At 60.5% G+C, this 26,718-nt stretch carries 23 protein-coding genes and 1 pseudogene; 13 read left to right on the forward strand and 11 right to left on the reverse strand.

Features of this window, described 5'->3' with window-relative positions; translation table 11 throughout:
- The first annotated feature begins 220 nt into the window (after nt 1–220).
- Nucleotides 221–1,150 (forward strand): AraC family transcriptional regulator, encoded by a 930-nt coding sequence (locus CFE47_RS25335; protein ID WP_185708104.1) that lies wholly within the window; start codon nt 221–223, stop codon nt 1,148–1,150.
- Between the two features lie 25 nt (nt 1,151–1,175).
- Here CFE47_RS25335 and CFE47_RS25340 read toward each other — a convergent pair whose 3' ends face one another.
- From CFE47_RS25340 to edd, 4 genes are all read right to left on the reverse strand, one after another.
- Nucleotides 1,176–2,645, reverse strand: coding sequence for an ATP-binding protein (locus CFE47_RS25340; protein ID WP_286841210.1), 1,470 nt, complete (start codon nt 2,643–2,645; stop codon nt 1,176–1,178).
- Nucleotides 2,635–3,369, reverse strand: coding sequence for a response regulator (locus CFE47_RS25345; RefSeq protein WP_185708106.1), 735 nt, complete (start codon nt 3,367–3,369; stop codon nt 2,635–2,637). Before CFE47_RS25345 ends, CFE47_RS25340 begins: the two co-directional genes overlap by 11 nt.
- A 120-nt stretch (nt 3,370–3,489) precedes the next feature.
- A complete protein-coding gene (locus tag CFE47_RS25350) occupies nt 3,490–4,446 on the reverse strand; it encodes a glucokinase (RefSeq protein WP_286841211.1) in 957 nt (318 codons plus the stop codon).
- Nucleotides 4,443–6,269 (reverse strand): phosphogluconate dehydratase, encoded by a 1,827-nt coding sequence (gene edd / locus CFE47_RS25355; protein WP_286841212.1) that lies wholly within the window; start codon nt 6,267–6,269, stop codon nt 4,443–4,445. The genes CFE47_RS25350 and edd overlap by 4 nt, the downstream gene beginning before the upstream one ends.
- Before the next feature lie 221 nt (nt 6,270–6,490).
- On the opposite strand from edd, the gene gap reads away from it, so the two are divergent.
- The 8 genes and pseudogenes from gap (at nt 6,491) to CFE47_RS31885 (ending at nt 15,518) form a co-directional block, all read left to right on the forward strand.
- Nucleotides 6,491–7,492, forward strand: a complete 1,002-nt coding sequence (gene gap / locus CFE47_RS25360; protein ID WP_015885658.1) for a type I glyceraldehyde-3-phosphate dehydrogenase — start codon at nt 6,491–6,493, stop codon at nt 7,490–7,492.
- Nucleotides 7,493–7,689: 197 nt separating this feature from the next.
- Nucleotides 7,690–8,208 carry an RNA polymerase sigma factor gene (locus tag CFE47_RS25365; protein ID WP_185708109.1) on the forward strand — a complete coding sequence of 173 codons (519 nt, stop codon included), beginning with the start codon at nt 7,690–7,692 and terminating at the stop codon, nt 8,206–8,208.
- A gap of 74 nt (nt 8,209–8,282) precedes the next feature.
- On the forward strand, nt 8,283–9,251 hold the full coding sequence (locus CFE47_RS25370) for a FecR family protein (protein WP_286841214.1): 969 nt from the start codon (nt 8,283–8,285) through the stop codon (nt 9,249–9,251).
- 115 nt (nt 9,252–9,366) lie between these two features.
- A complete protein-coding gene (locus CFE47_RS25375) occupies nt 9,367–11,937 on the forward strand; it encodes a TonB-dependent receptor (protein ID WP_286841226.1) in 2,571 nt (856 codons plus the stop codon).
- A 135-nt stretch (nt 11,938–12,072) separates the two neighbouring features.
- Nucleotides 12,073–12,681 carry a biliverdin-producing heme oxygenase gene (locus CFE47_RS25380; RefSeq protein ID WP_286841228.1) on the forward strand — a complete coding sequence of 203 codons (609 nt, stop codon included), beginning with the start codon at nt 12,073–12,075 and terminating at the stop codon, nt 12,679–12,681.
- Between the two features lie 157 nt (nt 12,682–12,838).
- Complete coding sequence (locus CFE47_RS25385; RefSeq protein WP_286841230.1) at nt 12,839–13,240, forward strand: YbaN family protein; 402 nt, start codon at nt 12,839–12,841, stop codon at nt 13,238–13,240.
- A gap of 280 nt (nt 13,241–13,520) precedes the next feature.
- A pseudogene (locus CFE47_RS31880) lies at nt 13,521–14,660 on the forward strand (methyl-accepting chemotaxis protein); the annotation flags it as partial.
- A 102-nt stretch (nt 14,661–14,762) separates the two neighbouring features.
- Nucleotides 14,763–15,518: a methyl-accepting chemotaxis protein gene (locus tag CFE47_RS31885; protein ID WP_370468593.1), complete on the forward strand. Its 756-nt coding sequence runs from the start codon at nt 14,763–14,765 to the stop codon at nt 15,516–15,518.
- Between the two features lie 138 nt (nt 15,519–15,656).
- Here CFE47_RS31885 and CFE47_RS25395 read toward each other — a convergent pair whose 3' ends face one another.
- Nucleotides 15,657–16,220, reverse strand: a complete 564-nt coding sequence (locus CFE47_RS25395; RefSeq protein ID WP_286841234.1) for an NAD(P)H nitroreductase — start codon at nt 16,218–16,220, stop codon at nt 15,657–15,659.
- Between the two features lie 139 nt (nt 16,221–16,359).
- Here CFE47_RS25395 and CFE47_RS25400 point away from each other — a divergent pair, with 139 nt between their 5' ends.
- The 3 genes from CFE47_RS25400 to CFE47_RS25410 are packed head-to-tail and all read left to right on the forward strand — an operon-like array spanning nt 16,360 to nt 19,983.
- A complete protein-coding gene (locus CFE47_RS25400) occupies nt 16,360–17,787 on the forward strand; it encodes a di-heme oxidoreductase family protein (RefSeq protein ID WP_286841235.1) in 1,428 nt (475 codons plus the stop codon).
- Between the two features lie 31 nt (nt 17,788–17,818).
- Nucleotides 17,819–18,883, forward strand: coding sequence for an imelysin family protein (locus CFE47_RS25405; RefSeq protein ID WP_286841237.1), 1,065 nt, complete (start codon nt 17,819–17,821; stop codon nt 18,881–18,883).
- A 2-nt stretch (nt 18,884–18,885) separates the two neighbouring features.
- The gene (locus tag CFE47_RS25410) at nt 18,886–19,983 is read left to right on the forward strand and encodes a DUF1513 domain-containing protein (protein WP_286841252.1); all 1,098 of its coding nucleotides are present in this window, start codon (nt 18,886–18,888) and stop codon (nt 19,981–19,983) included.
- 58 nt (nt 19,984–20,041) lie between these two features.
- Here CFE47_RS25410 and CFE47_RS25415 read toward each other — a convergent pair whose 3' ends face one another.
- The 5 genes from CFE47_RS25415 to colR all read right to left on the reverse strand — a co-directional run bounded on the left by CFE47_RS25415 (nt 20,042) and on the right by colR (nt 23,813).
- Nucleotides 20,042–20,269 (reverse strand): hypothetical protein, encoded by a 228-nt coding sequence (locus tag CFE47_RS25415; RefSeq protein WP_185708118.1) that lies wholly within the window; start codon nt 20,267–20,269, stop codon nt 20,042–20,044.
- Nucleotides 20,266–20,985: a lipopolysaccharide kinase InaA family protein gene (locus tag CFE47_RS25420; protein WP_286841240.1), complete on the reverse strand. Its 720-nt coding sequence runs from the start codon at nt 20,983–20,985 to the stop codon at nt 20,266–20,268. Before CFE47_RS25420 ends, CFE47_RS25415 begins: the two co-directional genes overlap by 4 nt.
- 4 nt (nt 20,986–20,989) lie before the next feature.
- Entirely contained in the window at nt 20,990–21,670 is a 681-nt protein-coding gene (locus CFE47_RS25425) for a class I SAM-dependent methyltransferase (RefSeq protein WP_286841242.1), read from the reverse strand.
- A 189-nt stretch (nt 21,671–21,859) separates the two neighbouring features.
- Nucleotides 21,860–23,140: a sensor histidine kinase gene (locus tag CFE47_RS25430; protein ID WP_286841243.1), complete on the reverse strand. Its 1,281-nt coding sequence runs from the start codon at nt 23,138–23,140 to the stop codon at nt 21,860–21,862.
- On the reverse strand, nt 23,130–23,813 hold the full coding sequence (gene colR, locus CFE47_RS25435) for a two-component system response regulator ColR (RefSeq protein WP_016975511.1): 684 nt from the start codon (nt 23,811–23,813) through the stop codon (nt 23,130–23,132). Before colR ends, CFE47_RS25430 begins: the two co-directional genes overlap by 11 nt.
- Nucleotides 23,814–24,014: 201 nt before the next feature.
- Here colR and CFE47_RS25440 point away from each other — a divergent pair, with 201 nt between their 5' ends.
- Nucleotides 24,015–25,964, forward strand: coding sequence for an LTA synthase family protein (locus tag CFE47_RS25440; RefSeq protein WP_286841246.1), 1,950 nt, complete (start codon nt 24,015–24,017; stop codon nt 25,962–25,964).
- 215 nt (nt 25,965–26,179) lie between these two features.
- On the opposite strand, the gene CFE47_RS25445 is transcribed toward CFE47_RS25440, so the two are convergent.
- Nucleotides 26,180–26,718: TCP-1/cpn60 chaperonin family protein (locus CFE47_RS25445; protein WP_286841248.1), on the reverse strand; the 539-nt coding region annotated here is incomplete at its 5' end.

Consider the following 26,718-nt stretch of genomic DNA (forward strand, 5'->3'; position numbering starts at 1 on the left):
GGCTTATTGCACAATCCTGCGAGAAGCGTAGATAGGACGTTACAGCCTCGGGTTTTATTCCAAGCCCATGCTCAGTGTTTCAGGGAGATGACAGGCGCTTTGCTTGCCTGATTCACGACTTATCGCAGGATCAGGCAAGGATTGTGCAGAATCGACGTAACACTTTTTGAAAAGCCACCGCTAAGCTGAGCCCATCAAAAAAGCCTGTAGAGGACACCCCATGTCGTCGCCTGAACATCAGTCCATTCCCCTCGATGCCGAGATGGAAAAGCAGCGCGCCGAACTGGCCAGTATCGTGCACCGGCACACCTGGGAAGATGGCTCCTACGGCACGGCAATCACCTCGCTGTACCTGAACCGCCACAACACGCCGCGCGATTTTATGCCGGTGCTGGTGGAGCCCGCGCTGTGCATCCTGGCCAGCGGTAGCAAGGAAGTACGCCTGGCCGACGAAATCTTTGCCTACGACCCGCTCAATTACCTGGTGTTCTCGGTGGCGATGCCAGTGGCGGGCCGGATCATCGAGGCCACACCCGAAAACCCGAACCTGTCGGTGCGCATCAATATCGACCCGGCGCAGCTCACCGCGCTGATCGCCGAAGCCGGCCCGATGGGCGTGCCTTCGCGCCCTACTTCTCGCGGAATGTACGTGGACCGTATCGACAGCCAACTGCTGGACGCGGTGCTGCGCCTATCGCGCCTGCTGGATACGCCCAAAGACATCGCGATGCTGGCGCCATTGATCAACCGGGAAATCCTCTACCGCCTGTTGCGTGGGCCGCAGGGTTATCGGTTGTATGAAATTGCCGTGGCCAACAGTCAGAGCCATCGTGTCAGCCAGGCGATTACCTGGTTGAACGGCAACTACGAACAACCCCTGCGCATCGATGACCTGGCCAAGGAAGTGAACCTGAGCGTGTCGACCTTGCATCACCGCTTCAAGGCGATCACCGCGATGAGTCCATTGCAGTATCAGAAGCAGCTGCGCTTGCAGGAAGCACGACGCTTGATGATTGCCGAAGGGTTGGAAGCGTCGGCGGCAGGGTATCGGGTAGGGTATGAAAGCCCATCGCAGTTCAGCCGGGAGTACAGCCGGTTGTTTGGTGCGCCACCTTTAAGAGATTTGGCCCGGCTGCGCCAAAGCATCTGACACACCACATGGGTTCAGCGTGCAATCAGTCCAATCCACGGGGTAGTTGCAACGTCACCCGCAACCCACCTTCGCGCAAATTCTGCAAACTCACCTCGCCGCCATGGCTATGGGCAATGTTTCGCGCAATCCCCAACCCCAAACCATAGCCCTGTTGCTGCCCGGCCAGCCGAAAGTGCGGTTCGAACACCTGCTCCAACCGCTGCTCCGGCACCCCGGGGCCCTCATCATCCACATGCAGGATGAAATCAACGCCATCGTCTTCGATGTGCAAATGGGCGTTCTGCCCGTACTTCAAGGCGTTGTCGATCAGGTTGCCGATGCAGCGCTTGAGCGCCAGCGGCTTGCCCGGGTAGGTCGTCAGTGCTCGACCCTGCTGGGTCACGCGGCCATTGCCGTTCGGCGCCAGGTACGGCTCCACCAGGCAGTCGAGTACGTGGTTCAGGTCTACCGGTTCGATGTTTTCGTGAATGTCGGTGTCTTTTACGCATTGCAGCGCGCCTTTTACCAGCAACTCCAACTCATCCAGGTCGCGGCCGAACTTGGTTTGCAGGTTCTCGTCTTCGAGCAGTTCCACACGCAGTCGCAGGCGAGTGATGGGTGTGCGCAGGTCGTGGGAAATCGCGCTGAACAATTGGCTGCGTTCAGTCAGGTAGCGGCTGATGCGCTCGCGCATCGCGTTGAATGCGCGGCCCACTTCCACCACTTCACTGCCGCCACCTTCGGCCACCGGCTCCACATCGGCGCCCAGCGACATATCCCGCGCCGCCCGCGCCAGGCGCTTGAGCGGTCGGCTTTGCCAGTGCACCAACAGGCCGATAAACAGCAGTAAAAAGCCGCTGGTCAGCACGATAAACCACACCTGTTGCGACGGCAGGCCCTGTTCTTCCAAGCTGGTGTAGGGCTCAGGCAGCAGCGAGGCGATGTACAGCCATTCGCCGGGCGCGAGCTGGATCTGCGTAACCAGCACCGGCGGGTTCACCGGTTCCAGGGTCAGCGCGTAATGCGCCCAGGAGCGTGGCAATTCATCGAGCTTCAAGCCGGCGTTGAAAATGCGCAGGTCCTCGGCGCTGACGAACTCCACCGAGATATGCACGTCGGCGCCCAAGGTCTGGCGCAGCACTTCATCCACCGCTTGCAGCACCGCTTGTTTGCGTGGGGTCTGCGGCAGAATCGCCATGTCCAAGGGGCGGTCGTTGAGGGTCACCACAAAGCGCGTGCCGCCCATGCTGCGCAGTTGGTCGAGGACCAACGGGCGATAGGCCACCGGCAACGAACGGAAGTAACTCACGCTGGCGGTCATCGAATGCGCCAGGCTGCGGGCGCTGGTGACCAGGCCTTCAAGCTGCGTGGCGCGTAACTGCGAAACCCAGATCACGCTGGACAGCGCCTGGGCGAACAACACCGCGAGCAAGGTCAGCAGCAACATCCGTCCCAGCAATGAGCGCGGTACCGGAAAGCGCCGGCGGCGCTCGCTCAGTTGCTCAGTGCGCATTGCCGGCAACCACGCTGGCTGCCAATTGATAACCGCTGCCACGCACGGTGCGAATCAGTCGCGGCGGCTTTTCGGTATCGCGCAGCCGTTGGCGCAAGCGACTGACAGCCATGTCGACGATACGGTCCAGGGGCATCAGGTCACGGCCACGGGTGGCGTTGCCGATGGTGTCGCGGTCGAGGATCTGTTGCGGGTGGTCGAGGAACAACTTCAGCAGGGCAAAGTCGGCACCCGAGAGGATCACTTCTTCGCCATCCACATGGAACAGGCGGTGACTGATCATGTCCAGGCGCCACTCGTCGAACACCCACACATCACCACCGCCGCTGCGCTCCTGGCCAAATTGCGCACGGCGCAGCAAGGCCTTGATGCGCGCCTGCAATTCGCGGGGGCTGAACGGTTTGCCGATGTAATCGTCAGCGCCCAGCTCCAGGCCGATCACGCGGTCGGTCTCATCCGAGCTGGCGGTGAGCATGATGATCGGTACCTGCGCCTGGCGCGGGTGCTGGCGAATCCAGCGGCACAGACTGAAACCGTCTTCGTCCGGAAGCATCACATCAAGGATGACCAGGTCGCAGGGCGCCTCGTTCATCGCCTGGCGGAACCCCGCGCCATCCGGCACGCCACGCACCTGGAAACCGGCGCGACTGAGGTAGGTTTGCAGCAATTCACGGATTTCCTGGTCGTCGTCGACGAGGAGAATGGACTTACTGATTACGCTCACGGGGTCCTCCTTGTTGTTATGGGAGTGATCTTCAGGGCCTCATCGCAGGCAAGCCAGCTCCCACAGGGGAATGCATTCCAAATGTGGGAGCTGGCTTGCCTGCGATAGCGGCATCATTGCCTACGCAAAAGCCTGCTCAAGCGCCACACCAGCCCCGGTCAACCCGGAATAAGGCGCGGTCACCAACCACACCGGAATGCCCTTGAAGTAGTCACTCATGCAGCCCTTGTCGCGAAAGCTCTTGGCGAAACCGCTGCTGATAAAGAAGTCGGCAAACCTCGGTATCACTCCGCCCACAATGTACACGCCACCGCGTCCACCGGTGGTCAGCACATTGTTACCCGCCACCCGGCCCAGCCAGATGCTGAACTGGTCCAACACTTCCATCGCCACCGGGTCGCCGGCCAGGCCAGCTGCCGTGATGGCTTCGGGCGTGTCCAGCACCGGTGTGTGCCCGTCCACCGCACAAATCGCGCGGTACAGCCGTGGCAAGCCGCCACCGCTCAAGGCGGTTTCGGCACTGACGTGGCCGATCTCAGTGTAGATGTGCTGCCACAGCTGGGTTTCCCGTGGGCTGCTCAGGGGCAGGTCGACATGGCCGCCCTCCCCTGGCAGCGCCGCAAAACGACCACCGCCCAAGTCCAGCAGGGTGCCAACGCCCAGGCCGGTGCCCGGACCGATCACCACCGCCGGGCGCAACGGTTCCGGCGTGCCTTCGCAGACCACACGGAATTCGTCGGGCTTGAGGCGGGTCATGCCCAGGGCCATGGCCGAAAAATCGTTGACCAACAGCAACTCATCGACCTGCAAGGTGTTGCAAAACGCCGTCTTGCTCAGGCGCCAGTGATTGTTGGTGAACTTGAATTCATCACCACTCACTGGCCCGGCCACCGACAGGCACACCGCACCGATGTCACCGATGTGCAGGCCTTCTTCCTTGAGGTAGACCTTGATGGCCTCCTCCGGGCTGGCATGATCCGCCGTGGCGTGCACGCGGATCGAATGCAGTTCCTGGTCCCGCCACAACGCAAAACGCGCGTTGGTTCCACCGATATCACCGACCAGCGCAAGCTTCACTTAAGCGTCTCCAAGGCAGAGGTAAAGGCGCTGGCGCCTTGCTCTGCGGAGCTTGCGGCCAAGCGCATAAATGCAAACAGCTCGCGACCGGCCCCCACGTTATTGCCCAACAGGCCCGTGGCAGGCGCGCGCGCTGCAAATTCTTCGGCGTCCACCTTAAGCTCCAAGGTGCCCTTCACGCCATCGACGCGAATGATATCGCCATCGCGCACCCGTGCCAGCGGCCCGCCGCTCTGGGCTTCGGGGTTGACGTGGATCGCGGCGGGAATCTTACCCGAGGCGCCGGACATCCGCCCGTCTGTCACCAGGGCGACTTTGAAGCCACGGTCCTGCAGCACGCCGAGGAACGGGGTCATCTTGTGCAATTCAGGCATGCCGTTGGAGCGCGGCCCCTGGAAGCGCATCACCGCGACGAAGTCTTTTTCCAGTTGGCCGGCCTTGAACGCGTCCGCCAGGTCCTGTTGGTCCTGGAACACCACCGCCGGTGCTTCGACGATCTGGTGCTCGAGGGCCACCGCCGAGACTTTCATCACGCCACGGCCGAGGTTGCCTTCCATCACGCGCAAGCCGCCTTCCGGCGAGAACGCACGGGCGACCGGGCGCAGGATGGTTTCGTCGAGGCTTTCGATAGGACCGTCGCGCCAGATCAGCTCGCCATCCACCAGGAACGGTTCCTGGGTGTAACGGCTCAGGCCCTTGCCCGCGACGGTATTGACGTCCTCGTGCAACAGGCCGGCTTCCAGTAGTTCGCGAATCAGGAACGACATGCCGCCCGCTGCCTGGAAGTGGTTGATATCGGCCTTGCCGTTTGGGTACACGTGGGACAGGGTCGGCACTACCTCGGAGAGGTCGGCCATGTCCTGCCAGGTAAGAATGATGCCCGCCGACATGGCGATCGCCGGCATGTGCAGGGTGTGGTTGGTGGAACCACCGGTGGCGTTCAGCGCGACGATCGAATTGACCAGGGATTTTTCGTCGACGATCTCGCCAATTGGCATGAAGTTGCCATTGGCCTTGGTCAAACGGGTGACCTGGTGCGCGGCCTCGCGGGTCAGCGCATCACGCAACGGCGTGTACGGGTTGACGAACGAAGCGCCCGGCAAGTGCAGGCCCATCACTTCCATCAACAGCTGGTTGGTGTTGGCAGTGCCGTAGAAGGTGCAGGTGCCGGGGCTGTGGTAGGACTTCATCTCCGATTCCAGCAACTCTTCACGGGAGGCCTTGCCTTCGGCGTAGCGTTGGCGCACATCGGCCTTCTGCTTGTTGGAAATACCGGACGGCATCGGGCCACCAGGCACAAAGATCATCGGCAGATGACCGTAGCGCAGTGCGCCCATCATCAGGCCCGGCACGATCTTGTCGCAGATGCCCAGCATCAGCGCGGCGTCGAACATGTTGTGGGACAGCGCTACCGCCGTGGACATGGCGATCACTTCACGGCTGAGCAGGCTCAACTCCATGCCGGGTTCGCCTTGGGTCACGCCGTCGCACATGGCGGGGGTGCCGCCGGCGAACTGGCCGACCGAGCCGACTTCGCGCAGGGCTTTCTTGATCTGTTCAGGAAAATGTTCGTACGGCTGGTGCGCCGAGAGCATGTCGTTATATGACGAAACAATTGCCACGTTGGCGGCATTCATCATTCGCAGACTATTTTTATCTTCAGTGCCGCAACCGGCTACGCCGTGGGCGAAGTTGGCGCATTGCAGCTTGCCGCGCATCGGACCGTCGCTGGCTGCGCCGCGAATGAGCGCAAGGTAGGCCTCGCGAGTGGCGCGGCTGCGGGCGATAAGCCGTTCGGTGACCTCAAGAACGCGGGGATGCATGTATAGAACTCCAGGCTAACGGATGTGGCGACCCTCGTTCCTATGCTGGTCAAACGCCCGCCGCAAAGAGGTTGGCAGGGTGTTACTTGACCAATCGGACCAGTTGATTCAGGTCACTCGTTGTAGATTGAACAAAATATTGCCACTAAAAAGGCTTGTTTTCTATTTTTATGCGAATAATCTTGTAATTCTTACAACAAATCGACGACAGGCACTTTCCAATGACTCTTCGTATCGCAATCAATGGTTTTGGCCGTATCGGCCGTAATGTCCTGCGCGCACTGTATACCCAAGGCTACCGTCAGGATTTGCAGATCGTCGCCATCAATGATCTGGGCGACAGTTCGATCAATGCCCACCTGCTCAAATACGACACCGTCCATGGCACATTCGAAGCAGAGGTCGCTCACGATCAGGAAAGCCTGACCGTCAATGGTGACCGGATTGCCGTCAGTGCCATTCGCAACCCGGCCGACCTGCCGTGGGCTGCGCACAAGATCGACGTGGTGTTCGAATGCACCGGCCTGTTCACCGACCGCGACAAAGCCGCCGCCCATATCACCGCCGGCGCACGCAAGGTGATCATTTCTGCACCGGCCAAGGGCGCAGACGCGACCGTGGTCTACGGGGTAAACCACGATATTCTGCGTCAATCGCACCAAATCATCTCCAATGCTTCGTGCACCACCAACTGCCTGGCGCCGGTCGCCCAGGTACTGCATCGCGAACTGGGCATCGAAAGCGGCCTAATGACCACTATTCACGCCTACACCAACGACCAGAACCTGACCGACGTCTACCACACCGACCCGTACCGTGCGCGCTCGGCTACCCAGAACATGATCCCGAGCAAGACCGGCGCCGCCGAAGCGGTGGGCCTGGTACTGCCGGAACTGGCGGGCAAGCTGACTGGCATGGCCGTGCGTGTGCCGGTGATCAACGTGTCGCTGGTGGACCTCACCGTGCAGTTGAAGAAAGAAGCCACTGCCGAGGAAGTCAACGCGCTGCTGAAAGAAGCCAGCCAGCATTCGAAAATCCTCGGCTACAACACCCTGCCGCTGGTTTCCAGTGACTTCAACCATAACCCGTTGTCGTCGATTTTCGATGCCAATCACACCAAGGTCAGCGGAAAACTGCTGAAAGTGCTGGCGTGGTATGACAATGAGTGGGGCTTCTCCAACCGCATGCTGGATAACTGCCTGGCGCTGTGCAACGCGGAATAATCCCCCTGCCGCCGCTGGCTTATGTGGGAGCTGGCTTGCCTGCGATAGCATCACCTCGGTCTCACTATAAGACCGAGGTGATGCTATCGCGGGCAAGCCCGGCTCCCACAGGGATCTGCTCAGTCCTGCAAAGTGCCACTTGCCATTTGTGTTGATGATAAGCATTATCATTAACTGCAAATCGGTCTGGTATCACTGTGAGCCAATCTCGCTTCAACCAAGTCTTTCTCACCCAACGGGTGATTCTGCTACGCACCTTGCAGCGGATGGTGAATAACCACAGCACCGCCGAGGACCTGTTGCAGGAAACCTACCTGCGCGTCACCCGGGCGCTGAGTGAGCGGCCCATCGATCACCTAGAACCCTTCGTCTATCAAACGGCACGCAACCTGGCGCTGGATCATCTGCGTTCGCGTCGGATCCAGGCCCGCACGCTGCAGGAAGACGTCCCGCTGGACGTCCTGCAAAGCGTCGCAGCCCCCATCAGCACGCCCGAAGACGCGACCCAGGCCGAGCAAATGCTGGAACACCTGAGTGTCAGCCTGGGCCAGTTGAGCGCCCGTCAGCAGCAGATCTTCATCCTCAGCCGCCTGCATGGCTGCAGCTATCAGGAGATTGCCGATCAGTTGGAAGTCTCTTTGAGCACCGTGCAAAAGGAACTCAAATTGATCATGGCCATCTGCGTAGGTGTAGCCCAAAGACTGGATCAGCCTTAAGCTGACCCCGGCAGACCTATCGACACACGCTGTAGGATCGATGAACAAAACGTGGCGAAGACCCGAGGAACACCGTGACGGACCCGAATAAACAGCACCCCCATGAGCTGGCTCATGAGGTGTTGCAAGACGTGGCTATGGACCAAGCCCTCGACTGGCTGATCGCCTTGCAGTGCCCGCTGCCCGGGCAACAGGCCGAATTTGAAGCCTGGCTCGCCAGCGATCCCGCCCACGTCCACGCCTTTGGCAAAGCCCAGGCGGCCTGGGGGGGGGCGCCGGTGCACAGTGCCGCCGTAGCACTCGCCGCGCCGCGCAAGCCGAGCGCCTGGCGCCGCATCAAACCCCATTGGAAACCCCTGGCGACCGCCGCCGTGCTGCTGATCGGCCTGTTCAGCTTCAGCAACCTGCCGGTGCGCCTGCAAGCCGATCACCTCACCGTGGTGGGTGAACGCCAGCGCCTGCAACTGGACGAGGGCGCAAAGGTGTTGCTCAACACCAACTCGGCGTTTTCCAGCAGCATCAAGGATCACCAACGCTTGGCTCGCCTGTATCAGGGCGAAGCGTTTTTCGAAATTATCCCCAACCACGGCCTGCCTCTGGAAATCGATGCCGGCCCGGTGCGCGCCAGCGTGCGCGATACCGATTTTGCCGTGCGCTACCTCAATGGCGAGGCCCAGGTGCAGGTGCAGCGCGGCAACGTGGACCTGAGCAACACCGTCGACGACGCCCGTGTGCGCCTGAGTGCCGGTGAAAGTATTCGCATCGGCCCCAAAGGTTTCGGCCCACCGGCCAAGCTGGACGCCAACAAGGACCTGGCCTGGGTGCAGGGCCGGCTGATTTTCGAGAACCGTCCGATGAGCGAAGTGCTCACCGAACTGCGCCGCTATTATCCCGGGTGGATCATCAACACCAACGACAAACTCGCCAGCGTTGCCGTCACCGGTAACTACCGCCTCGACCAGCCCCTCGACGTCGTGCGTTCGCTGGCGCACATCACCTCGGCCAAGCTCTCGGAATACCCGGCGCTGGTGATACTGAACTAAATGAGAATTATTTTTACTCGATAGCCTTCGGCGGTACGTCTCGTCTTAGCCAATGCAACTGATTCCTATTTGTTCAGTTCGCAACTAAAAAGATTCGTACCCCGGAGCGCTCTCGATGTCCTCTCGTTTCAACCGCCGGTCTTCCTCGCCCGTCCTGTCCTTGCTGACCGCCGCTATCCTGCTGGCTGGCGCGCCGGTGATGAGCGCCAGCGCAGCCGAGCCTGTTTCACGCAGCCATGGCAATTACAATTTCAGCATCGAACAGCAGCCATTGGTCTCCGCGCTGAATGCCTTTACCAGCGTCACGGGCTGGCAAGTCGGCCTGCCGGCAGAGCTGGGCCAAGGTGTGTCGTCCCCTGGCGTGCGCGGCCCCCTGTCGCCGGAAAAAGCCTTGGACCAGTTGTTGACGGGCACCAACCTGAGCTACCGAAAACTGAGCAATAACAATATCGTCCTGGAAAAACGGGTAGCCGGCAGCACCCTCAACCTGCAACAGGTAACCATCAGCGCCACCCGCCACGAGCAGGATGTGAACAGTGTGCCGAGCACCGTCAGCGTGCACGACCGCCAGGAACTGGATCGCCTCAACGTCGGCAACAGCCGCGATCTGGTGCGTTACGAGCCCGGTGTCTCAGTAGGCGGCGCCGGCACCCGTTCCGGCAATGCAGGCTTCAACATCCGAGGGATCGACGGCGACCGCATTCTCACCCAGGTCGACGGCGTCGAAGTGCCCGATCACTTCTCCAACGGCCCTTACGCACAAACCCGCCGCAACTACGTCGACCCGGAGATCGTCAAGCGCGTCGAAATCCTGCGCGGCCCAGCCTCGGCGCTGTACGGCAGCAGCGCCATCGGTGGCGCGGTGAGCTACTTCACCCTCGACCCGGACGACATCATCAAGCCTGGCAAGGACGTCGGCGCCCGCCTGAAAACCGGCTACAGCTCCGCCGACGACAGCTGGTTGACCTCCGGCACCGTCGCTGGCCGCGTACAAGACTTCGACGGTTTGCTGCACCTGAGCCAGCGCAACGGCCACGAGACCGAAACCTACGACGGCAACAACGCCACCGGCCTGGCCCGTACCGGCGCCAACCCGGAAGACGCACGTACCACCAACGTGCTGGCCAAGCTGGGCTGGAACTATGGCGATGAGAACCGCCTGGGCCTGACGTACGAGAAGTACAAGGATGACCGCGACACCAATCAGAAAAGCGCCGTGGGTGGGCCGTTCAACGCCGGTCCGTCGATGAACCTTTACCGTGCACGCGTGGGTAACGACACCATCACCCGCGAACGCTTCGGCCTGGAAAACACCTTTGCCCTGAACGCGCCGTTTGCCGATCACATCAAGACCAGCCTCAACTACCAGATCGCCAAGACCGACCAGATCACGGCCGAACACTACGTTTCCGGCGCGCGCAACTTGACGCGTGACCGCCAGACGCTCTACCAGGAAAAACAATGGGTATTCGATGCCCAACTGGACAAGGCGTTTGCCATCGCCGACACCGACCACGTGCTGACCTACGGCACCACCATCAAACAAGCCAAAGTCACCGGTTCCCGTACCGGCAGCGCAACCTGCCTGACCGTCAGCACCTATTGCGCTGCTATCGGCGGCCCGAGCACGTTCCCTTCGGACAAAGTGGTACCGGCCAGCGACTTCCCGGACCCAACCATCAACACCTACGCCCTGTTCGCCCAGGACCAGATCAACTGGGGCAAATGGACCTTCCTGCCCAGCGTTCGTTATGACTACACCCAGCTCAAGCCCAAGCTGACCGAGGACTTCCTCAACTCCACCGACCCGAACCGCGTCTACCCACATGACGACAGCGACAAGACCTGGCACCGCGTCTCGCCAAAATTCGGCCTGACTTACGCCCTGACCGACAGCTACACCTGGTTCGGCCAATACGCCGAAGGCTTCCGCACACCGTCGGCCAAAGCCCTGTACGGCCGCTTTGAAAACATCCAGCAAGGCTACGTGGTAGAACCCAACTCGGACCTCAAGCCGGAAAGCAGCAAGAGCTTCGAAACCGGCCTGCGCGGCAACTTCGAGTCGGGCAACTTCGACGTGGCGGTGTTCTATAACAAGTACCACGACTTCATCAACGAAGACGCCGCCGTGCTTTCTCCCACCGGCCCCGCGTTCAAGGCCAGCAACATCAAGCGCGCCACCATCAAGGGCGTGGAAGCCAAAGGCCGTCTGAACCTGGACGCCTTCGGTGCCCCGCAGGGCTTGTATACCCAGGGTTCGGTGGCATATGCCTATGGTCGCAACGAAGACACCGGCGAACCGATCAACAGCGTCAATCCGCTCAAGGGCGTGTTCGGCCTGGGTTACGAGCAAGAAACCTACGGCGCGCTGGTCAGCTGGACGTTGGTCAAGAAGCAGGATCGGGTCGACAAAAACACCTTCTTCTCGCCAGACGGCGACCAGAAAAAAGCACCGTTCAAGACGCCTGGTTTCGGCATCGTCGACCTGACCGGTTTCTACAAAGTCACCAACGACGTGACCGTCAATGGTGGCCTGTACAACGTCACCGACAAGAAATACTGGAACTGGGACGACGTGCGCAGCTTCGACAGCATTGGCGAAGCCGGCGTGACCGCGCCCGCCAACATCGACCGCCTGACCCAACCCGGCCGCAACTTTGCGATCAACGTGATCTGGGATATCTGATAGCGCTCACCTCACCCCGTCGAAATTTCATCGACAGGGTGAGGATTTTTTACTGTGCCGCGTCTTCTTGTTCGTCTAGTTGATAACAGCTCTCTTTAGGGCAATAAGGCGCTCCTCTTCTCAAGGACTTTTTTCATGACCGCATCTCCCACCGCAGAACGCCCAAGCCTGCGCTCCCAGCGCCTGAACCAGATCACTAACGAGCCTCACACCAAGCTCGATGCGCTGGTGAAAGCCCACGCGCCGTTCGAAACCCAGGCGAACTTCGCCCGCTTTGTGGTGGCGCAATACCTGTTCCAGTCGGAGCTGGTGGCGCTGTACAACGATGCCGAGCTGATCAAGATTGTCCCGGACCTGGCCGCACGCTGCCGCGCCGACGCCGCCAAATTGGACCTGGGCGACCTCGACACCGAAGTGCCTGCCCCGGTGGCCGGCGCAGTGAAAAACCCAAGCAAGGCCGAAGCCCTGGGCTGGCTGTTCGTGTCCGAAGGCTCCAAGCTGGGTGCTGCGTTCCTGATCAAGCGCGCCGTGGGCCTGGGCCTGAGCGAAACCTTCGGTGCCCGCCACCTGGGCGAGCCGGCGGGTGGTCGCGCCGAAGGCTGGAAGAGCTTTACTCGCACCCTCGATGGCCTGGAGTTCAGCGCCGAAGAAGAGGCTGCCGTGGAAAAAGGTGCGATTGACGCGTTTGTGCGCTTCACCGTATTGCTGGAACAGGCGTACGCTAGCGCCCCAGAACTGGCCTGACTCCTAACTGGAATGCAGTTTAAATGTGGGAGCGGGCTTGCTCGCGAATGCGGTGGATCAGTTGACGCATGTGCTGGCTGACCCACTGCATTCGCGAGCAAGCCCGCTCCCACATTTGGATATCATTTCAAGCTGATTTTCTGTGATACCCCTACCCATGACCGGCAAAACCCAATCCACCTCCAAAATCGCCCAGATCCTCTTCGGCCTGCTGGCCTACGTCAGCCTGGGCATCGGGCTGGTGGCGATCGTGATACCGGGTTTGCCCACTACTGAATTCATCTTGCTGGCCGCCTGGGCCGCCACCAAAAGCTCGCCGCGCCTTAGCGCCTGGCTGGAGAACCACCGGCTGTTCGGGCCGATCCTGTTCAACTGGCGCAACGGCAAGATCATTGCGCGCCGAGCCAAGGTCAGCGCCACCGTGAGCATGTTGGTGTGCGCGATCCTGATGCTGGTGATGCTCGACCACGGCTGGCCGATCTACCTGGCAATTGCCGGGATGAGCCTGGGCAACCTGTGGATCTGGTCACGCCCTGAACGCCTCGCAGCCCCCGTATAACGCTGCATGTAGGTTTTTTCCTACCGCTCATCGCCTCCCCCTCATGAAACACCTCGTTACGCCGATGTTCCGGACATAGCGCCGAATGGACTTGGCTCGCCCTGCGTGCATTTCAACAAGACCATTCGCGAGTGAACCTATGTTCAAAACCCTCTCCATCCGCTTGAAAATCGTGCTGTTGTCCGGTCTTTGCCTGCTGGGGGTGATTGCACTCGTCGTCGGCGTCAACATTTACGAGGCCGATCAGAACAACCATCTGGTCAGCGACTCAAGCTCGCGAATGCTCACCCACAGCGTGCAGGACTTGCTGCAATCCAAAGCCGCCGAGCAAGCCGCGCAACTGCAGAAAACCTTTGGCGAAAACCTCTTGGTGGTCACCGCCCTCGCGGACCAGGTCAAAGACCTGCGCAACCTGGCGACCAAACGGCAACTGGAGCCTGGTGCGCTGCGCGAAGAGCTCAACCAGAGCCTCAAGACCGCGTTTGAGCGCAACAACAAGGTGCTCGGCATCTGGTTGTCGTTCGAACCCAATGGGCTGGACGGCAAGGACAGCGAATTCATCGACGACAAGGCCCGCGTTTCCAATGAAAAAGGACGCTTCTCCAGCTACTGGAGCCGTGCCGGCGGTGAAGGCCTGAACACGATCATGGTCGAGGACGACCTGACCAAGACCACCCTCAACCTCAGCGGTACGCCCTACAACATCTGGTACACCTGCCCACGCGACACACGCAGTGTTTGCCTGCTGGACCCGTATGCCGACGAAGTCGCCGGCAAGTCGATGCTGATGACCACCATCTCGCTGCCGCTGATCGTGGACGGCAAAGTCATCGGCGTGGTCGGTATCGATATCGCCCTCAACACCCTGCAGGCCACCACGGACGCCGCGCAAAAAGAGCTGTTCGACGGTGCGGCGCACTTGGAGATCCTGTCCAGCTCGGGCCTGATTGCGGCGTACAGCGGCGAACCCGACCGGGTCGGTAAAAACCTGATCAATACCCTCGGCGCCGAAGGCAAAGAAATTGTGCAACTGCTGGCCAGCGACACGCGCATGATCCGCGAACAGGACGACACCATCCGTGCCGTGTACCCGATCAAGCCGATTAACGACGCCAAGTCCTGGGGCATCGTGATCAAACTGCCCAAGCAAGTCATGCTGGCCGACACACTTAAACTGCAAACCCTGCTCGACAAGGCCCAGGACGCCGGCACGCTCAAGGCGCTGCTGGTCGGTGCCGCTGCCGGCCTGCTCGGCCTGCTGCTAATGTGGCTGAGCGCCACCGGCGTAACCCGGCCGATCAACAGCGTGGCCGCCATGCTCAAGGACATCGCCAGCGGCGACGGCGACCTCACCCAGCGCCTGGCCTACGCCAAGCAAGACGAACTGGGCGAGCTGGTGAACTGGTTCAACCGCTTCCTCGACAAGCTGCAACCGACCATTGCCCAGATCAAGCAGAGCATTACCGAAGCCCGTGGCACTGCCGATCAGTCCTCTGCCATCGCGCGCCAGACCAGTGAGGGCATGCAAGTCCAGTTCCGCGAGATCGACCAGGTCGCCACCGCCTCCAACGAAATGAGCGCCACCGCCCACGATGTCGCCAACAGCGCGTCCAATGCCGCCAGTGCGGCACGCGGCGCCGATCAGTCGGCGCGTGAAGGCATGTCGATCATTGAGCAAAGCACCCGCGACATCACCACCCTCGCCGAAGAAGTCAGCAAGGCCGTGGGCGAAGTCGAGGCCCTGGCGGTGAACAGCGAACAGATTGGCTCAGTGCTGGAAGTTATCCGCAGCATCGCCGAGCAGACCAACCTGCTGGCCCTCAACGCCGCGATTGAAGCGGCACGCGCTGGGGAAAGCGGGCGTGGGTTTGCGGTGGTGGCCGACGAAGTGCGCAACCTGGCCAAGCGCACCCAGGATTCGGTGGAGGAAATTCGCCTGGTGATCGAGCGTATCCAGAGCGGCACCCGTGGCGTGGTGGCGACCATGCATTCAAGCCAAAGCCAGGCCCAGAGCAATGCCGGGCAGATCCATCAAGCGGTGCAGGCGTTGGGCAAGATCAGCGATGCGGTCACCGTGATCAGCGACATGAACCTGCAAATCGCCAGCGCCGCCGAACAACAGAGCGCGGTGGCCGAAGAGGTCAATCGCAACGTCTCGGCAATCCGCACCGTGACCGAAACACTCACTGGCCAAGCCACCGAGTCGGCGGCCATCAGCAGCCAACTGAATGCATTGGCCAGCCAGCAGATGAAGTTGATGGATCAGTTTCGGGTGTAAACCCGATCCTCAAGACAATGATGGACCCTGTGGGAGCCGGGCTTGCCCGCGATAGCGTTGGATCAGTCAGAAATCTATTGACTGCCACACCGCCATCGCAGGCAAGCCAGCTCCCACATAAAGCAGATGTGTGGTGGCTTAGAGGCCGGGCCACGCCTGGACAAACGCCGCCACATCTTCCTTCGCCGCCGTACGCGGCGGATTCTGCGGCGTACCCAGGTACAAGAAGCCAATCACCTCCTCGTCCGCCGTCAGCCCCAGGCCCTTGGCGACGTGGGCCGAGTACGACAATTCACCCGTGCGCCACACAGCCCCAATGCCCTGGGCATAAGCCGCCAGCAGAATTCCGTGGGCTGCACAGCCTGCCGCCAGCAGTTGCTCGGACTTCGGCACTTTGAAGTGTTCCTGCAGGCGTGCAATCACCACCACCACCAGCGGCGCGCGCAACGGGCCGTTCTGGGCCTTGTCGATCACGGCTTGTGGGGCATCGGCATCCTGCAGGCGGGCAGCTTCTGCCAGCAGCGTGCCCATCTGCTCACGGGCGGCACCTTCCACGGTGAGAAAACGCCAAGGGCGCAACTGGCCATGGTCGGGTGCACGCATGGCGGCAGCGAACAGCACGTCGCGCTGCTCCTGGGTCGGTGCCGGCTCCAGCAAACGCGGCACGGAAACACGGTTGAGCAAAGCGTCGAGAGCCTGCATTGGCCACCTCCAGAAAAAAATGTGCGGTCATTCTAGCGGGAATGGGTTGCCACCCACCAAACGATAATTGCTCTTATTCATTCGGCCCTGCCCTGTTAGACTTTGCGACCTTATTTTTAGCCTTCGTCCGGGAAACTCGATGTTCCGTTCGCTTTTTCGCCTGTGCGCAGCATTCCTGGCCTTGAGCCTGGTGGCCTGCGATGACGCGCCAAGGTTTACCAAGGCAGAGCCGGGTGAATCACGGGCCGGTGGCGCGACGACGGTGAATAAACGTGACCAGAATGCATTTTCCCTGCCTTCGGCCAACCTGTCGCCCACGCGCCGTCTGGATTTCAGCGTTGGCAACAGCTTCTTCCGCAGCCCGTGGGTGATTGCACCTTCCACCACCACTGCGCGTGACGGCCTGGGCCCGCTGTTCAACACCAATGCCTGCCAGAACTGCCATATCAAGGACGGTCGCGGCCATCCGCCGCTGCCCGATGCTCCCAATGCGGTGTCGATGCTGGTGCGACTGTCGATTCCGGACACCCAGGTCAACACCAAGCTCATCGAGCAAATCGGCGTGGTGCCCGAGCCGGTCTACGGTGGGCAATTGCAAGACATGGCCGTGCCAGGCGTACCGCCGGAAGGCAAGGTGCGGGTCGACTACACGCCGGTCACCGTAACGTTCATGGACGGCACCGTGGTTGAATTGCGCAAACCAGACCTGCAAATCACCCAGCTCGGCTATGGACCGATGCACCCAGATACACTTTTTTCAGCGCGCATCGCCCCGCCCATGATCGGCCTGGGCCTGCTCGAAGCCATTGGCGATGCCGATATCCTGCGCAACACCGACCCCAAAACCGCCGACAAAGAGGCCATCGTCGGCCGTGCCAACTGGGTCTGGGACGATGCGCAACACAAGACAGTGCTCGGGCGTTTTGGCTGGAAGGCCGGGCAGCCGAATCTCAATCAACAAAATGTTCACGCGTTCTCTGGTGATATGGGCCTCACCACGTCCCTGAGACCCTTTGATGACTGCACCGATGCCCAAGTGGCCTGCAAACAGGCACCCAATGGCAATGGCCCCGATGGCGAGCCAGAAGTCAGCGACAACATCCTGCGCCTGGTGCTGTTTTACACCCGTAACCTTGCAGTGCCTGCACGCCGCGACGTCAATACACCGCAGGTACTGGCCGGCAAGAATTTGTTCTACCAGGCCGGTTGCCAGGGTTGCCACAGGCCATCCTTCACCACGGCAGCGAACGCCGCCGAACCTGAACTGGCCAACCAAGTGATCCGCCCGTACAGCGACCTGTTGCTGCACGACATGGGCGAAGGCCTTGCCGACAACCGCAGCGAATTCAAGGCCGGTGGCCGCGACTGGCGCACCGCGCCGTTGTGGGGTATCGGCCTGACACAAACCGTGAGTGGCCACACCCAGTTCCTGCATGACGGCCGCGCCCGCAACCTGCTGGAAGCCGTGCTGTGGCACGGCGGTGAAGCTCAAGCGGCGCAGCAGCATGTGTTGTCCTTTAATGCCGAGCAGCGGGCTGCGTTGCTGGCGTTCCTGAACTCTTTATAAGCGTTGCCCCAATTACAGAAGGGAGCTCTACATGTTCCGTCCCAAGTTGTTGTTCACCAGCCTGGCCGCCCTTGCATTGGGCGCCTGCTCGCCGCAAGACCCGCAAGCAGTGACCTCGGCGGCCATCGCCAAGCAAGTCATCCTGCCGACCTACAGCCGTTGGGTCGAAGCGGACCGTCAATTGGCCGTCAGCGCATTGGCCTACTGCCAGGGCAAGGAAAGCCTGGAGACCGCCCGCGCCGACTTCCTCCACGCACAAAAAGCCTGGGCCGAGTTGCAACCGCTGCTGATTGGCCCATTGGCCGAGGGCAACCGTTCGTGGCAGGTGCAATTCTGGCCGGACAAGAAGAACCTGGTCGGTCGTCAGGTTGAACAGTTGGTGACCGCCCAGCCGCAAATCGATGGCGCCGCACTGGCCAAGTCGAGCGTCGTGGTTCAAGGCTTGTCGGCTTACGAATACATCCTCTACGACGCCAAGACCGACATCGCCGACGAAGCCCAGAAAGCCCGTTACTGCCCGCTGCTGGTTGCCATTGGTGACCGTCAAAAAGCCCTGGCTGAAGAAATCCTGGCCAGCTGGAACAGCACCGACGGCATGCTCGCGCAGATGACCAAGTTTCCTAATCAGCGCTACGCCGATTCCCACGAAGCCATCGCCGACCTGCTGCGCGTCCAAGTGACCGCACTGGATACCCTGAAGAAGAAACTCGGTACGCCGATGGGCCGCCAGACCAAAGGTATCCCGCAACCATTCCAGGCTGATGCGTGGCGCAGTGAGTCGTCCCTGCAAAGCCTTGAAGCCAGCCTGGCTGCCGCCCAAACCGTGTGGGTCGGCGTCGACAACAAAGGCCTGCGTGGCCTGCTGCCGTCCGATCAGAAGCCGTTGGCCGACAAAATCGACGCCGCCTATGCCGCCTCCCTGAAGCTGTTCGCCAGCAATCAGCGCACCCTCAATGAGCTACTGGCAGACGACGCCGGACGCCAGCACCTCAACGACCTCTACGACAGCCTCAACGTTGTCCACCGCCTGCACGAAGGCGAGTTGGCCAAGGCGCTGGGCATCCAACTGGGCTTTAACGCCAACGACGGTGACTGATGATGCTCAGGCGACAGGCTTTGGCGATTGGCAGCGTGCTGCTCAGCGCCCTTACTTTGGGTGGCTGGACGTTATTCAAGCAGAAGGACCAGGGCCCGCTGCTGTTGTCGGCGCGGGATGATGCAGACGGCAAGCACTATGCCGTGGGCTATCGCCTGGACGGCAAGCAGGTGTTTGCCACCCAGGTCGGCCAGCGCTGCCACGACATCATCAACCACCCGACGCTGCCGATTGCGCTGTTCGTCGCCCGTCGCCCGGGCACCGAGAGTTACCTGATCGACCTGCGTGATGGCGCGCTGCTGCAAACCATCACCTCGAACGCCAATCGCCACTTCTATGGTCACGCGGTAATCCACAAGAGCGGCGACTGGCTGTATGCCACCGAGAACGACACGACCGACCCCGGCCGTGGCCTGCTCGGTGTGTATAAGTTTGAAGGCGAGCGACTGGTGCACACCGGCGAGATTTCCACCCACGGCATCGGCCCGCATCAAGTGTCGTGGATGCCTGATGGCGAAACCCTGGTGGTGGCCAACGGTGGTATTCGTACCGAGGCAGAAAGCCGCGTAGAGATGAACCTCAATGCCATGGAGCCGAGCCTGGTACTGATGCAGCGCGACGGCACGCTGATCAGCAAGGAAACCCTGGGCCAGCAGATGAACAGCGTGCGTCATATGGGGATCGCCGCCGATGGCACCATCCTCACCGGACAGCAGTTCATGGGGCCGTCCCAAGAGCGTTCCGAGTTGCTGGCAATCAAGCGGCCGGGACAGCCATTCGTCGCGTTCCCAGTGGCGGACGAGCAGTTGCAGGCGATGGGGCATTACACCGCCAGCGTCGCGGTGCACAGCGAGTTGCGCCTGGTGGCCCTGACCGCACCGCGGGGTAATCGCTTTTTTATCTGGGACATGGACAGCGGCGAGCTGCGCCTGGATGGACCACTGCCCGACTGTGCCGGTGTAGGCGCCGTGGCGGATGGGTTTGTCGTCACCTCTGGCCAGGGACGCTGCCGCTTCTACGATTGCCGTCAGAAACAGCTGGTGGCAAAACCGTTGGAATTACCGGCGGGGCTCTGGGATAACCATCTGCATCTGATCTGACACAGGCAAAAAAAAGGGCCTCGCATCGCAAGGCCCTTTCTCGGGGGTTTGAATCGTTTCAACTCTGCGGCCTCATCCCTTGAGACATTCCAAACATAAACAGCAACAGCTCATGGTCAGGCTTGGCCGCCACACTCGCCTTGGCGACGCGCGGCAACAAGCATTGCGCGCTACTCTGCGCCGCACTGAGCACCTGTGTGCGAGGCTGTTCCCACGCCGCCAACGCCAGGGCTGCAATGCCCAACGCCCCGACCAGGAACACACCTCGTGCTATTTCTAGCTTCATCTGGTTAAACCCTTGATAGCGCTGCCAAACGCCGTCTCATAAAAGTAGCTGAGTTTTGTCCAGTCAGCGCTGTTCCACGACGAATGGCGGCGCAGCTGCAGCATGTCGTGGGAGGCGGCCCGATAAGCGGTCAACCGCTGGCGGCACTTCTCGAAATCCAACAGCGCCACTTCCACGTTGGCCGAGTCACCCTCGCCCGTCACACGCACGAAAATATGCTTGCTGTACAAACAACCGTGCTGCCAACGGCCCTTGTGCATACGCGCCAAGGTGCCGGCCAATTCCCTGAGCATGCGCTCGTGCACCAACTCGCCGTAGCGTTCGCGGCCGCCAGCAGCGTACCAATTGTCGATTTCGTCGAAGCCGTCGAGGGATGCGGTGACCAACAATGCTTTCCATTGGTGCTGAGGATCACGACGCGCCTCGCAAAAGACCATCTCTGGCACACGCACATCCAGCAAGCGCAGGCCTTTGATGGCATCCCGCTCACGCAACACGGTGGGGCGGCCAAATGGGTGCAACCAACTACGGTAGATATGACCGGTCTGGCGCTTGCTGTAGAGCAAGCGGCCATTGCTGCTCATTACCCGCTGCACACCGCTTTCACCACCGCGGCGACGGTTGGGCTCCTCGACCCACTCGCCCTGCTGGCGCCAGAAATAATCAAATCGTTCTTCGGGCGCTACATGACTGCCTACCGCAGACTCAACTGCCATCCTGTTACCTCTTTCGCAATACATATACACGCCACATGGCGTAGAGCGGCATGAAGTCCAGGGACTCCTGAACGCGGAAACCGGCCTGCTCGAATTCGTCTTCAACGGTAGCCGCAGGTAACACAAATCGGTTTTGGTAACCTTCCTGCTCACCTGTCTTACGACGTTGCCCTTCGAGCCGCTTGCGTTTCCAAGCCTTGAAATTGCCATCAACCCACAGCGAGAGAATCACGCTGTCACGCGTAACACGCTGAAACTCACGCAGTATCGTCAAGCGGTGCGCCGGGTCACCTATATGGTGTAGCAGGCGCATGCAGAAAATGCTGTCGACCGAGTTGTCCGGTAAATCGATATCGAATGCAGATGTCTGCAAGGGCCGTACCCGTTTCACCACATCTGCCGGTTGGGAGGCCATCGCGACCTTCAACATCGACTCGGAATTGTCAGCGCCGATAATCACTCTGTTGGGCTTTTCAGCCAGCAGCGGCCAGAAGCGGCCCGCCCCACAGGGCAGGTCCAGCACCAGTCCTGGCTCGCCCGCCATGGCCAGCGCACCCCGGGCCAATTGCTCGTCGCGTTTGTGGGACAAGCGGCGAGCCAAATTGTCCTTATGCTTGAGCAAATATTCTTGGGCGTGCTGATCGTCGTACTTTTCGGAAAATTCGAGCTTGATCGGACTAGACATCAACGGGTCTCCGGTTGCTGATGCCTACAACCTTAAGCAGCGACCTGTGATCAACAGGTCAACCCGTTGTGAAAAACTTGTCCTGTCCAATCTCATACATTTCAAGACTTTACAGATACAAGGGGTGGCATGGGGCCATCTTCGCCGAAAAGGCGGGGATCTGCCGCAGGATAGCGGCAGGGAGGGAGGTCAGGGTTTGACCGGGCTCAATTCAACATGAAAGCGGCAGCCGTTGGGCTCCATGGTACTAAGGCTCACGCTCCAGCCCTGGTTTTCACAGATGCGCTGGACCAGTGACAAGCCGAGGCCCAGGCCCTCGCCGCGCTTCTCGCTGCCGCGCACAAAAGGCTCGAACATCGCTTCACGCTTGTCTTCAGGAATCCCGACACCGCTGTCTTCCACCACAAAGCCACTCGGTTCCAGGGTCAAGCGGATAAAGCCTTGCTCGGTGTAATGCAAGGCGTTGCGCAACAGGTTGCCCATCACGGCATGCAAGAAGGTCGTGTTGTAGCGCGTATCCAGCGGGTTGCCCGGTTGGTAGATCAACTCCAGGCCCTTGTGCTGTACAGGTTCGCGCCAGATGCCGAGCAAATCATCGGCAACCTGGGTAAGGGTCACCTGAGGCGACATGGCGGCATCGTTATGCTGAGCTCTGGCCAGCATCAGGAAGGTCTGCACCAGCTCGCGCATTTCCTCGCAGGCACGTGCGATACGCTCCACCTGATTACGCCCGCGCTGGTCGATGGCCGGATTTTCCAGCAGCAACTCGCAGGAGCTGGCCAGTACCATCAACGGCGTGCGCAACTCGTGGCTGACATCGCTGGTAAACAGTTGCTCACGGGACAGCGCCTGGCGCAGCCTCCCCAGCGTGGCATCGAACGCCACCGCCAGTTCACCCACTTCATCGGCCGCGTAGTCCGGCGCCAACGGCGGTGCCAGGCCGAGTAATTGGTCACGGTGACGCACCTGGCGTGCCAGCCGTACGACAGGCGCCATCACCCTACGTGCCAGTACCCAGCCCAGGAACACTGCCAACGCCAGGCTGAGCACGAAGCCCACGAGCACCACGGCAAACAGCACGCGCTCGCGCTCTTCGAAATCGCTTTGATCCTGCAACAGCACGTATCGCCGGCCGTCCACCACTTCGACCATCGCGTGGTAGGACAGCGCTTCACGGAAGACTTCATGGAAGCCAGGTTCAAGGTGCCGCAAATCCTTGGGCAACTCGAAGTCGCCAGGCCCGCCGCTGAAATAGAACAGTTGGTCCGGCTCGGGCCGATGCCGCCAGTCCTCCACCGTGTCCATCAGCAGCAAGCGTTGCAAGTCACCGCCCAAGCCCGCCGAGATCAGCTTCTCTTCCACCAGGTGCACGGTCGCAACGATACCCATGGCGAAGGCCCCCGCCACCAACGCGCTCATCAAGGCAAAGGCGATGATGATCCGTTGGGCAAGGCTTTGCTTAAACTCCATCACGGCCCTCGGCCAAGCGATAACCCACACCGTGCACCGTTTGCAGCAGCGGTTTGGCGAAGGGTTTATCGATCACTTGACGCAGTTGGTGGACGTGGCTGCGCAGGCTGTCGCTGTCCGGGCAGTCATCGCCCCACAAGGCTTCTTCGAGGATTTCGCGGCGCAACACGTGAGGGCTTTTTTGCATCAGCACCGCGAGCAGTTTCAAGCCAACCGGGTTTAGTTTGAGCAGGCGCCCTTCGCGGGTGACTTCCAGGGTATCGAGGTCGTAATGCAGGTCGGCCACCTGCAAGGCACGGCGGCCACCGCCCTGGGCACGGCGCAGCACGGCTTCGATACGTGCGGCCAACTCGGAGAGGGCAAAGGGCTTGAGCAGGTAGTCATCGGCGCCAGACTTGAAGCCCTGCAGCCGGTCATCCAATTGATCGCGAGCGGTGAGCATGATCACCGGCGTGTCGCGACGTGCGTCTTCACGCAGGCGTTTGCATAAGGTGTAGCCGTCGATGCCAGGCAGCATAATGTCGAGCACGATCAAGTCGTAATGCTCGGTAGCGGCCAAGTGCAGCCCCGACAAACCGTCCTGCGCACAGTCCACGGTATAGCCTTTGAGCCCCAGGTAATCAGCCAGGTTGGCCAGAATATCGCGGTTGTCTTCAACCAGTAGAATTCGCATGGGCAGTGTCTCCGTACGCGGTAACGGCCGTGTTGGCTCGCGCAGCTTAAGGCCAAGTGTGCCTCGCGGCTAGGTCCGCGAGCCGTTCCGATTAGTTTTTTCAACTGACGCATATAACCAACGAGTTTTTCACTATAGCTTCACAAACTGACTACAGTGTCAGGCAGAAGATCGCCGCCCATCGATATAAGGAATGTAGACATGGGGTTTCTCAAAACAGCGCCTATGCGTTATTTGCTGCTCGTCACTGGCGCATGGCTGGTGATTTTCTTGCTCACGCGTGGCGTGCTGCTCGTCACTCACCTCGACGAAGTTGGCGGTAATTTACTGCCGGTGTTTGGCGTGGGCTTGCTCTACGACCTGGGGTTTCTAGCCTATGCAGCCCTGCCCTTGGGCCTGTATCTGCTGCTATGCCCGCCTGCACTCTGGCGTCGCCGCGGCCATCGTTGGTTCCTGCAAGCAGTGCTGACCGTCAGCCTGTTTGCCATGCTGTTCACGTCCGTCGCCGAGTGGTTGTTCTGGGATGAATTTGGCGTGCGCTTCAACTTTATCGCCGTCGACTACCTGGTGTACTCCGATGAGGTACTGAACAACCTGTTGGAGTCCTACCCGATCGGCAAGCTTCTCAGTTTGCTGGCGATGCTGGCGATTGTGCTGAGCCTGGCCCTGCGCAAACCCTTCAATGCGGCATTGAATGCCCCCCTGCCGCCCCTGCGTAGCCGTCTGCTGAATGCCCTGAGCCTGTTGGTCTTGGCCGGCCTCAGCCTGCAGTTGATCAGCCAGGAGAGCCCTCGCGCCCAAGGCGGGAATGCCTACATGAACGAGTTGGCCAGCAATGGCCCGTATCAGTTTTTCGCGGCGTTCCGAAACAACGAACTGGACTACACCCAGTTCTACAAAAGCCTGCCAACCGATGTGGTCGCCAAGCAACTGCGTGCCGAATTGAGCGAGCCTAACGCCCGCTTTATCGGCAAAGACCCATTGGATATCCGCCGAGCCATCGACAACCCGGGCACCTTGCGCAAACCCAATATCGTGCTGGTCACCATCGAGAGCTTTAGCGCCAAGTACATGGGCAGTAATGGCGACGGGCGCAACCTCACGCCCAACCTGGACGCCATGCGTAAACAGAGCCTGTACTTCAATAACTTTTATGCCACCGGCACCCGCACAGATCGCGGTCTGGAAGCGATCACCCTGGCGATTCCACCAACGCCAGGGCGCTCCATCGTCAAACGCATTGGCCGTGAAAGTGGTTTCGCAAGCCTGGGCCAACAACTCAGCGCCATCGGTTACGACAGCGTGTTTGTCTACGGCGGGCGCGGGTACTTCGACAATATGAATGCGTTCTTCAGCGGCAACGGTTACCGAGTCGTCGACCAGAGCAGCGTGGCCGAATCGGAGATTACATTTAAAAACGCCTGGGGCATGGCCGATGAAGACCTCTATCGGCAAACCCTGAAACTGGCCGATGCCGACTACGCCAAGCAGCAGCCGTTTTTGTTGCAACTGATGACCACCTCCAACCACCGCCCCTATACCTATCCGGACGGGCGCATCGACATCAAATCCGGCAACGGTCGCGATGGGGCGGTGAAGTACACCGACCATGCCATTGGTGAATTCCTCGACGCTGCACGCCAGAAGCCATGGTTCGACAACACTATTTTCGTGTTCGTTGCGGACCACACCGCCGGCAGCGCGGGCAAGGAAGACCTGCCTATCACCAACTACCAGATTCCGCTGTTCATCTATGCACCCAAGCTGATCGAAGCCCGGGAAACCGCGCAGTTGGCCAGCCAGATTGACCTTGCGCCGACGCTACTGGGCTTGATCAACCTGAGCTACGAATCGACGTTCTTTGGGCGCAACCTGCTGCAAGACAATCCACTGCCGCCGCGTGTGGTGGTGGGCAACTATCAGCACCTGGGTTTGTTTGACGGCACGGACCTGGCGATTCTCAGCCCACGCCTGGGCTTGCGTCGCCACGACCAGGCCCTGGGTGAGAGCCAGGAGTTACGGGTGGGCAGTGATGATCCGTTGATTCAGCGGGCGATCACCTACTACCAGGCGGCCAGTTACGGGTTCAAGCAGCAGTTGTTGAGTTGGAAGGCGCCCAAGGACACCACCCCGCAACTGACCGAACGTTGATTGTAGGGAGCGGGTTTGTCGAAACGTCGCACCGCCCGCGCTAGGGGGCGAAGCCGCCCTAAATCCAGGCACCCCGGTCTATCTGAACTACCGTGGCGTCCTTTTTAGGGCGGCTTCGCCCCCCAGCGCGGGACAAGCCCGCTCACTACAACCATAAAAAAGCCCCGCCTGCAGTAATGCAGGCGGGGCTTTTTTAGAGCGGGGGTAAGGCTGGCTTACATCATGCCGCCCATGCCACCCATGCCGCCCATGTCTGGCATACCACCACCGCCAGCGCCTTCAGCCTTTGGCTTGTCAGCGATGGCTGCTTCGGTGGTCAGGACCAGGCCACCGATGGAGGAGGCTGCTTGCAGCGCCGAACGAGTCACCTTGGTAGGGTCCAGGATGCCCATTTCGATCATGTCGCCGTAGACGCCAGTCGCAGCGTTGTAACCGTAGTTACCTTTGCCGTTCTTGACTTCGTTGACCACAACGCTTGGCTCGTCGCCGGAGTTGGCAGCGATCTGGCGCAGCGGCGCTTCAACAGCGCGACGCAGAACTGCGATACCAACGTCCTGATCGGCGTTGTCGCCTTTCAGGCCAGTCAGGGCTTCCAGAGCACGGATCAGCGCAACGCCACCGCCAGGGACCACGCCTTCTTCAACGGCTGCACGGGTTGCGTGCAGGGCGTCTTCAACGCGGGCTTTCTTCTCTTTCATTTCAACTTCGGAACCAGCGCCAACCTTGATCACTGCAACGCCGCCGGACAGCTTGG

Source organism: Pseudomonas sp. PGPPP1, assembly GCF_002255865.1.
GTDB lineage: Bacteria > Pseudomonadota > Gammaproteobacteria > Pseudomonadales > Pseudomonadaceae > Aquipseudomonas > Aquipseudomonas cremoris.

What these genes read in the sequence shown, in the direction of transcription:
- CFE47_RS25340 (WP_286841210.1), bottom strand. Translation starts at nt 2,645, where the DNA reads ATGCGCACTGAGCAACTGAGCGAGCGCCGCCGGCGCTTTCCGGTACCG.
- CFE47_RS31885 (WP_370468593.1), top strand. Translation starts at nt 14,763, where the DNA reads ATGCAAGTCCAGTTCCGCGAGATCGACCAGGTCGCCACCGCCTCCAAC.
- CFE47_RS25400 (WP_286841235.1), top strand. Translation starts at nt 16,360, where the DNA reads ATGTTCCGTTCGCTTTTTCGCCTGTGCGCAGCATTCCTGGCCTTGAGC.
- CFE47_RS25375 (WP_286841226.1), top strand. Translation starts at nt 9,367, where the DNA reads ATGTCCTCTCGTTTCAACCGCCGGTCTTCCTCGCCCGTCCTGTCCTTG.
- CFE47_RS25415 (WP_185708118.1), bottom strand. Translation starts at nt 20,269, where the DNA reads ATGAAGCTAGAAATAGCACGAGGTGTGTTCCTGGTCGGGGCGTTGGGC.
- CFE47_RS25395 (WP_286841234.1), bottom strand. Translation starts at nt 16,220, where the DNA reads ATGCAGGCTCTCGACGCTTTGCTCAACCGTGTTTCCGTGCCGCGTTTG.
- CFE47_RS25405 (WP_286841237.1), top strand. Translation starts at nt 17,819, where the DNA reads ATGTTCCGTCCCAAGTTGTTGTTCACCAGCCTGGCCGCCCTTGCATTG.
- CFE47_RS25420 (WP_286841240.1), bottom strand. Translation starts at nt 20,985, where the DNA reads ATGGCAGTTGAGTCTGCGGTAGGCAGTCATGTAGCGCCCGAAGAACGA.
- CFE47_RS25425 (WP_286841242.1), bottom strand. Translation starts at nt 21,670, where the DNA reads ATGTCTAGTCCGATCAAGCTCGAATTTTCCGAAAAGTACGACGATCAG.
- CFE47_RS25385 (WP_286841230.1), top strand. Translation starts at nt 12,839, where the DNA reads ATGACCGGCAAAACCCAATCCACCTCCAAAATCGCCCAGATCCTCTTC.
- CFE47_RS25440 (WP_286841246.1), top strand. Translation starts at nt 24,015, where the DNA reads ATGGGGTTTCTCAAAACAGCGCCTATGCGTTATTTGCTGCTCGTCACT.
- edd (WP_286841212.1), bottom strand. Translation starts at nt 6,269, where the DNA reads ATGCATCCCCGCGTTCTTGAGGTCACCGAACGGCTTATCGCCCGCAGC.
- CFE47_RS25380 (WP_286841228.1), top strand. Translation starts at nt 12,073, where the DNA reads ATGACCGCATCTCCCACCGCAGAACGCCCAAGCCTGCGCTCCCAGCGC.
- CFE47_RS25335 (WP_185708104.1), top strand. Translation starts at nt 221, where the DNA reads ATGTCGTCGCCTGAACATCAGTCCATTCCCCTCGATGCCGAGATGGAA.
- CFE47_RS25430 (WP_286841243.1), bottom strand. Translation starts at nt 23,140, where the DNA reads ATGGAGTTTAAGCAAAGCCTTGCCCAACGGATCATCATCGCCTTTGCC.
- colR (WP_016975511.1), bottom strand. Translation starts at nt 23,813, where the DNA reads ATGCGAATTCTACTGGTTGAAGACAACCGCGATATTCTGGCCAACCTG.
- CFE47_RS25410 (WP_286841252.1), top strand. Translation starts at nt 18,886, where the DNA reads ATGCTCAGGCGACAGGCTTTGGCGATTGGCAGCGTGCTGCTCAGCGCC.
- gap (WP_015885658.1), top strand. Translation starts at nt 6,491, where the DNA reads ATGACTCTTCGTATCGCAATCAATGGTTTTGGCCGTATCGGCCGTAAT.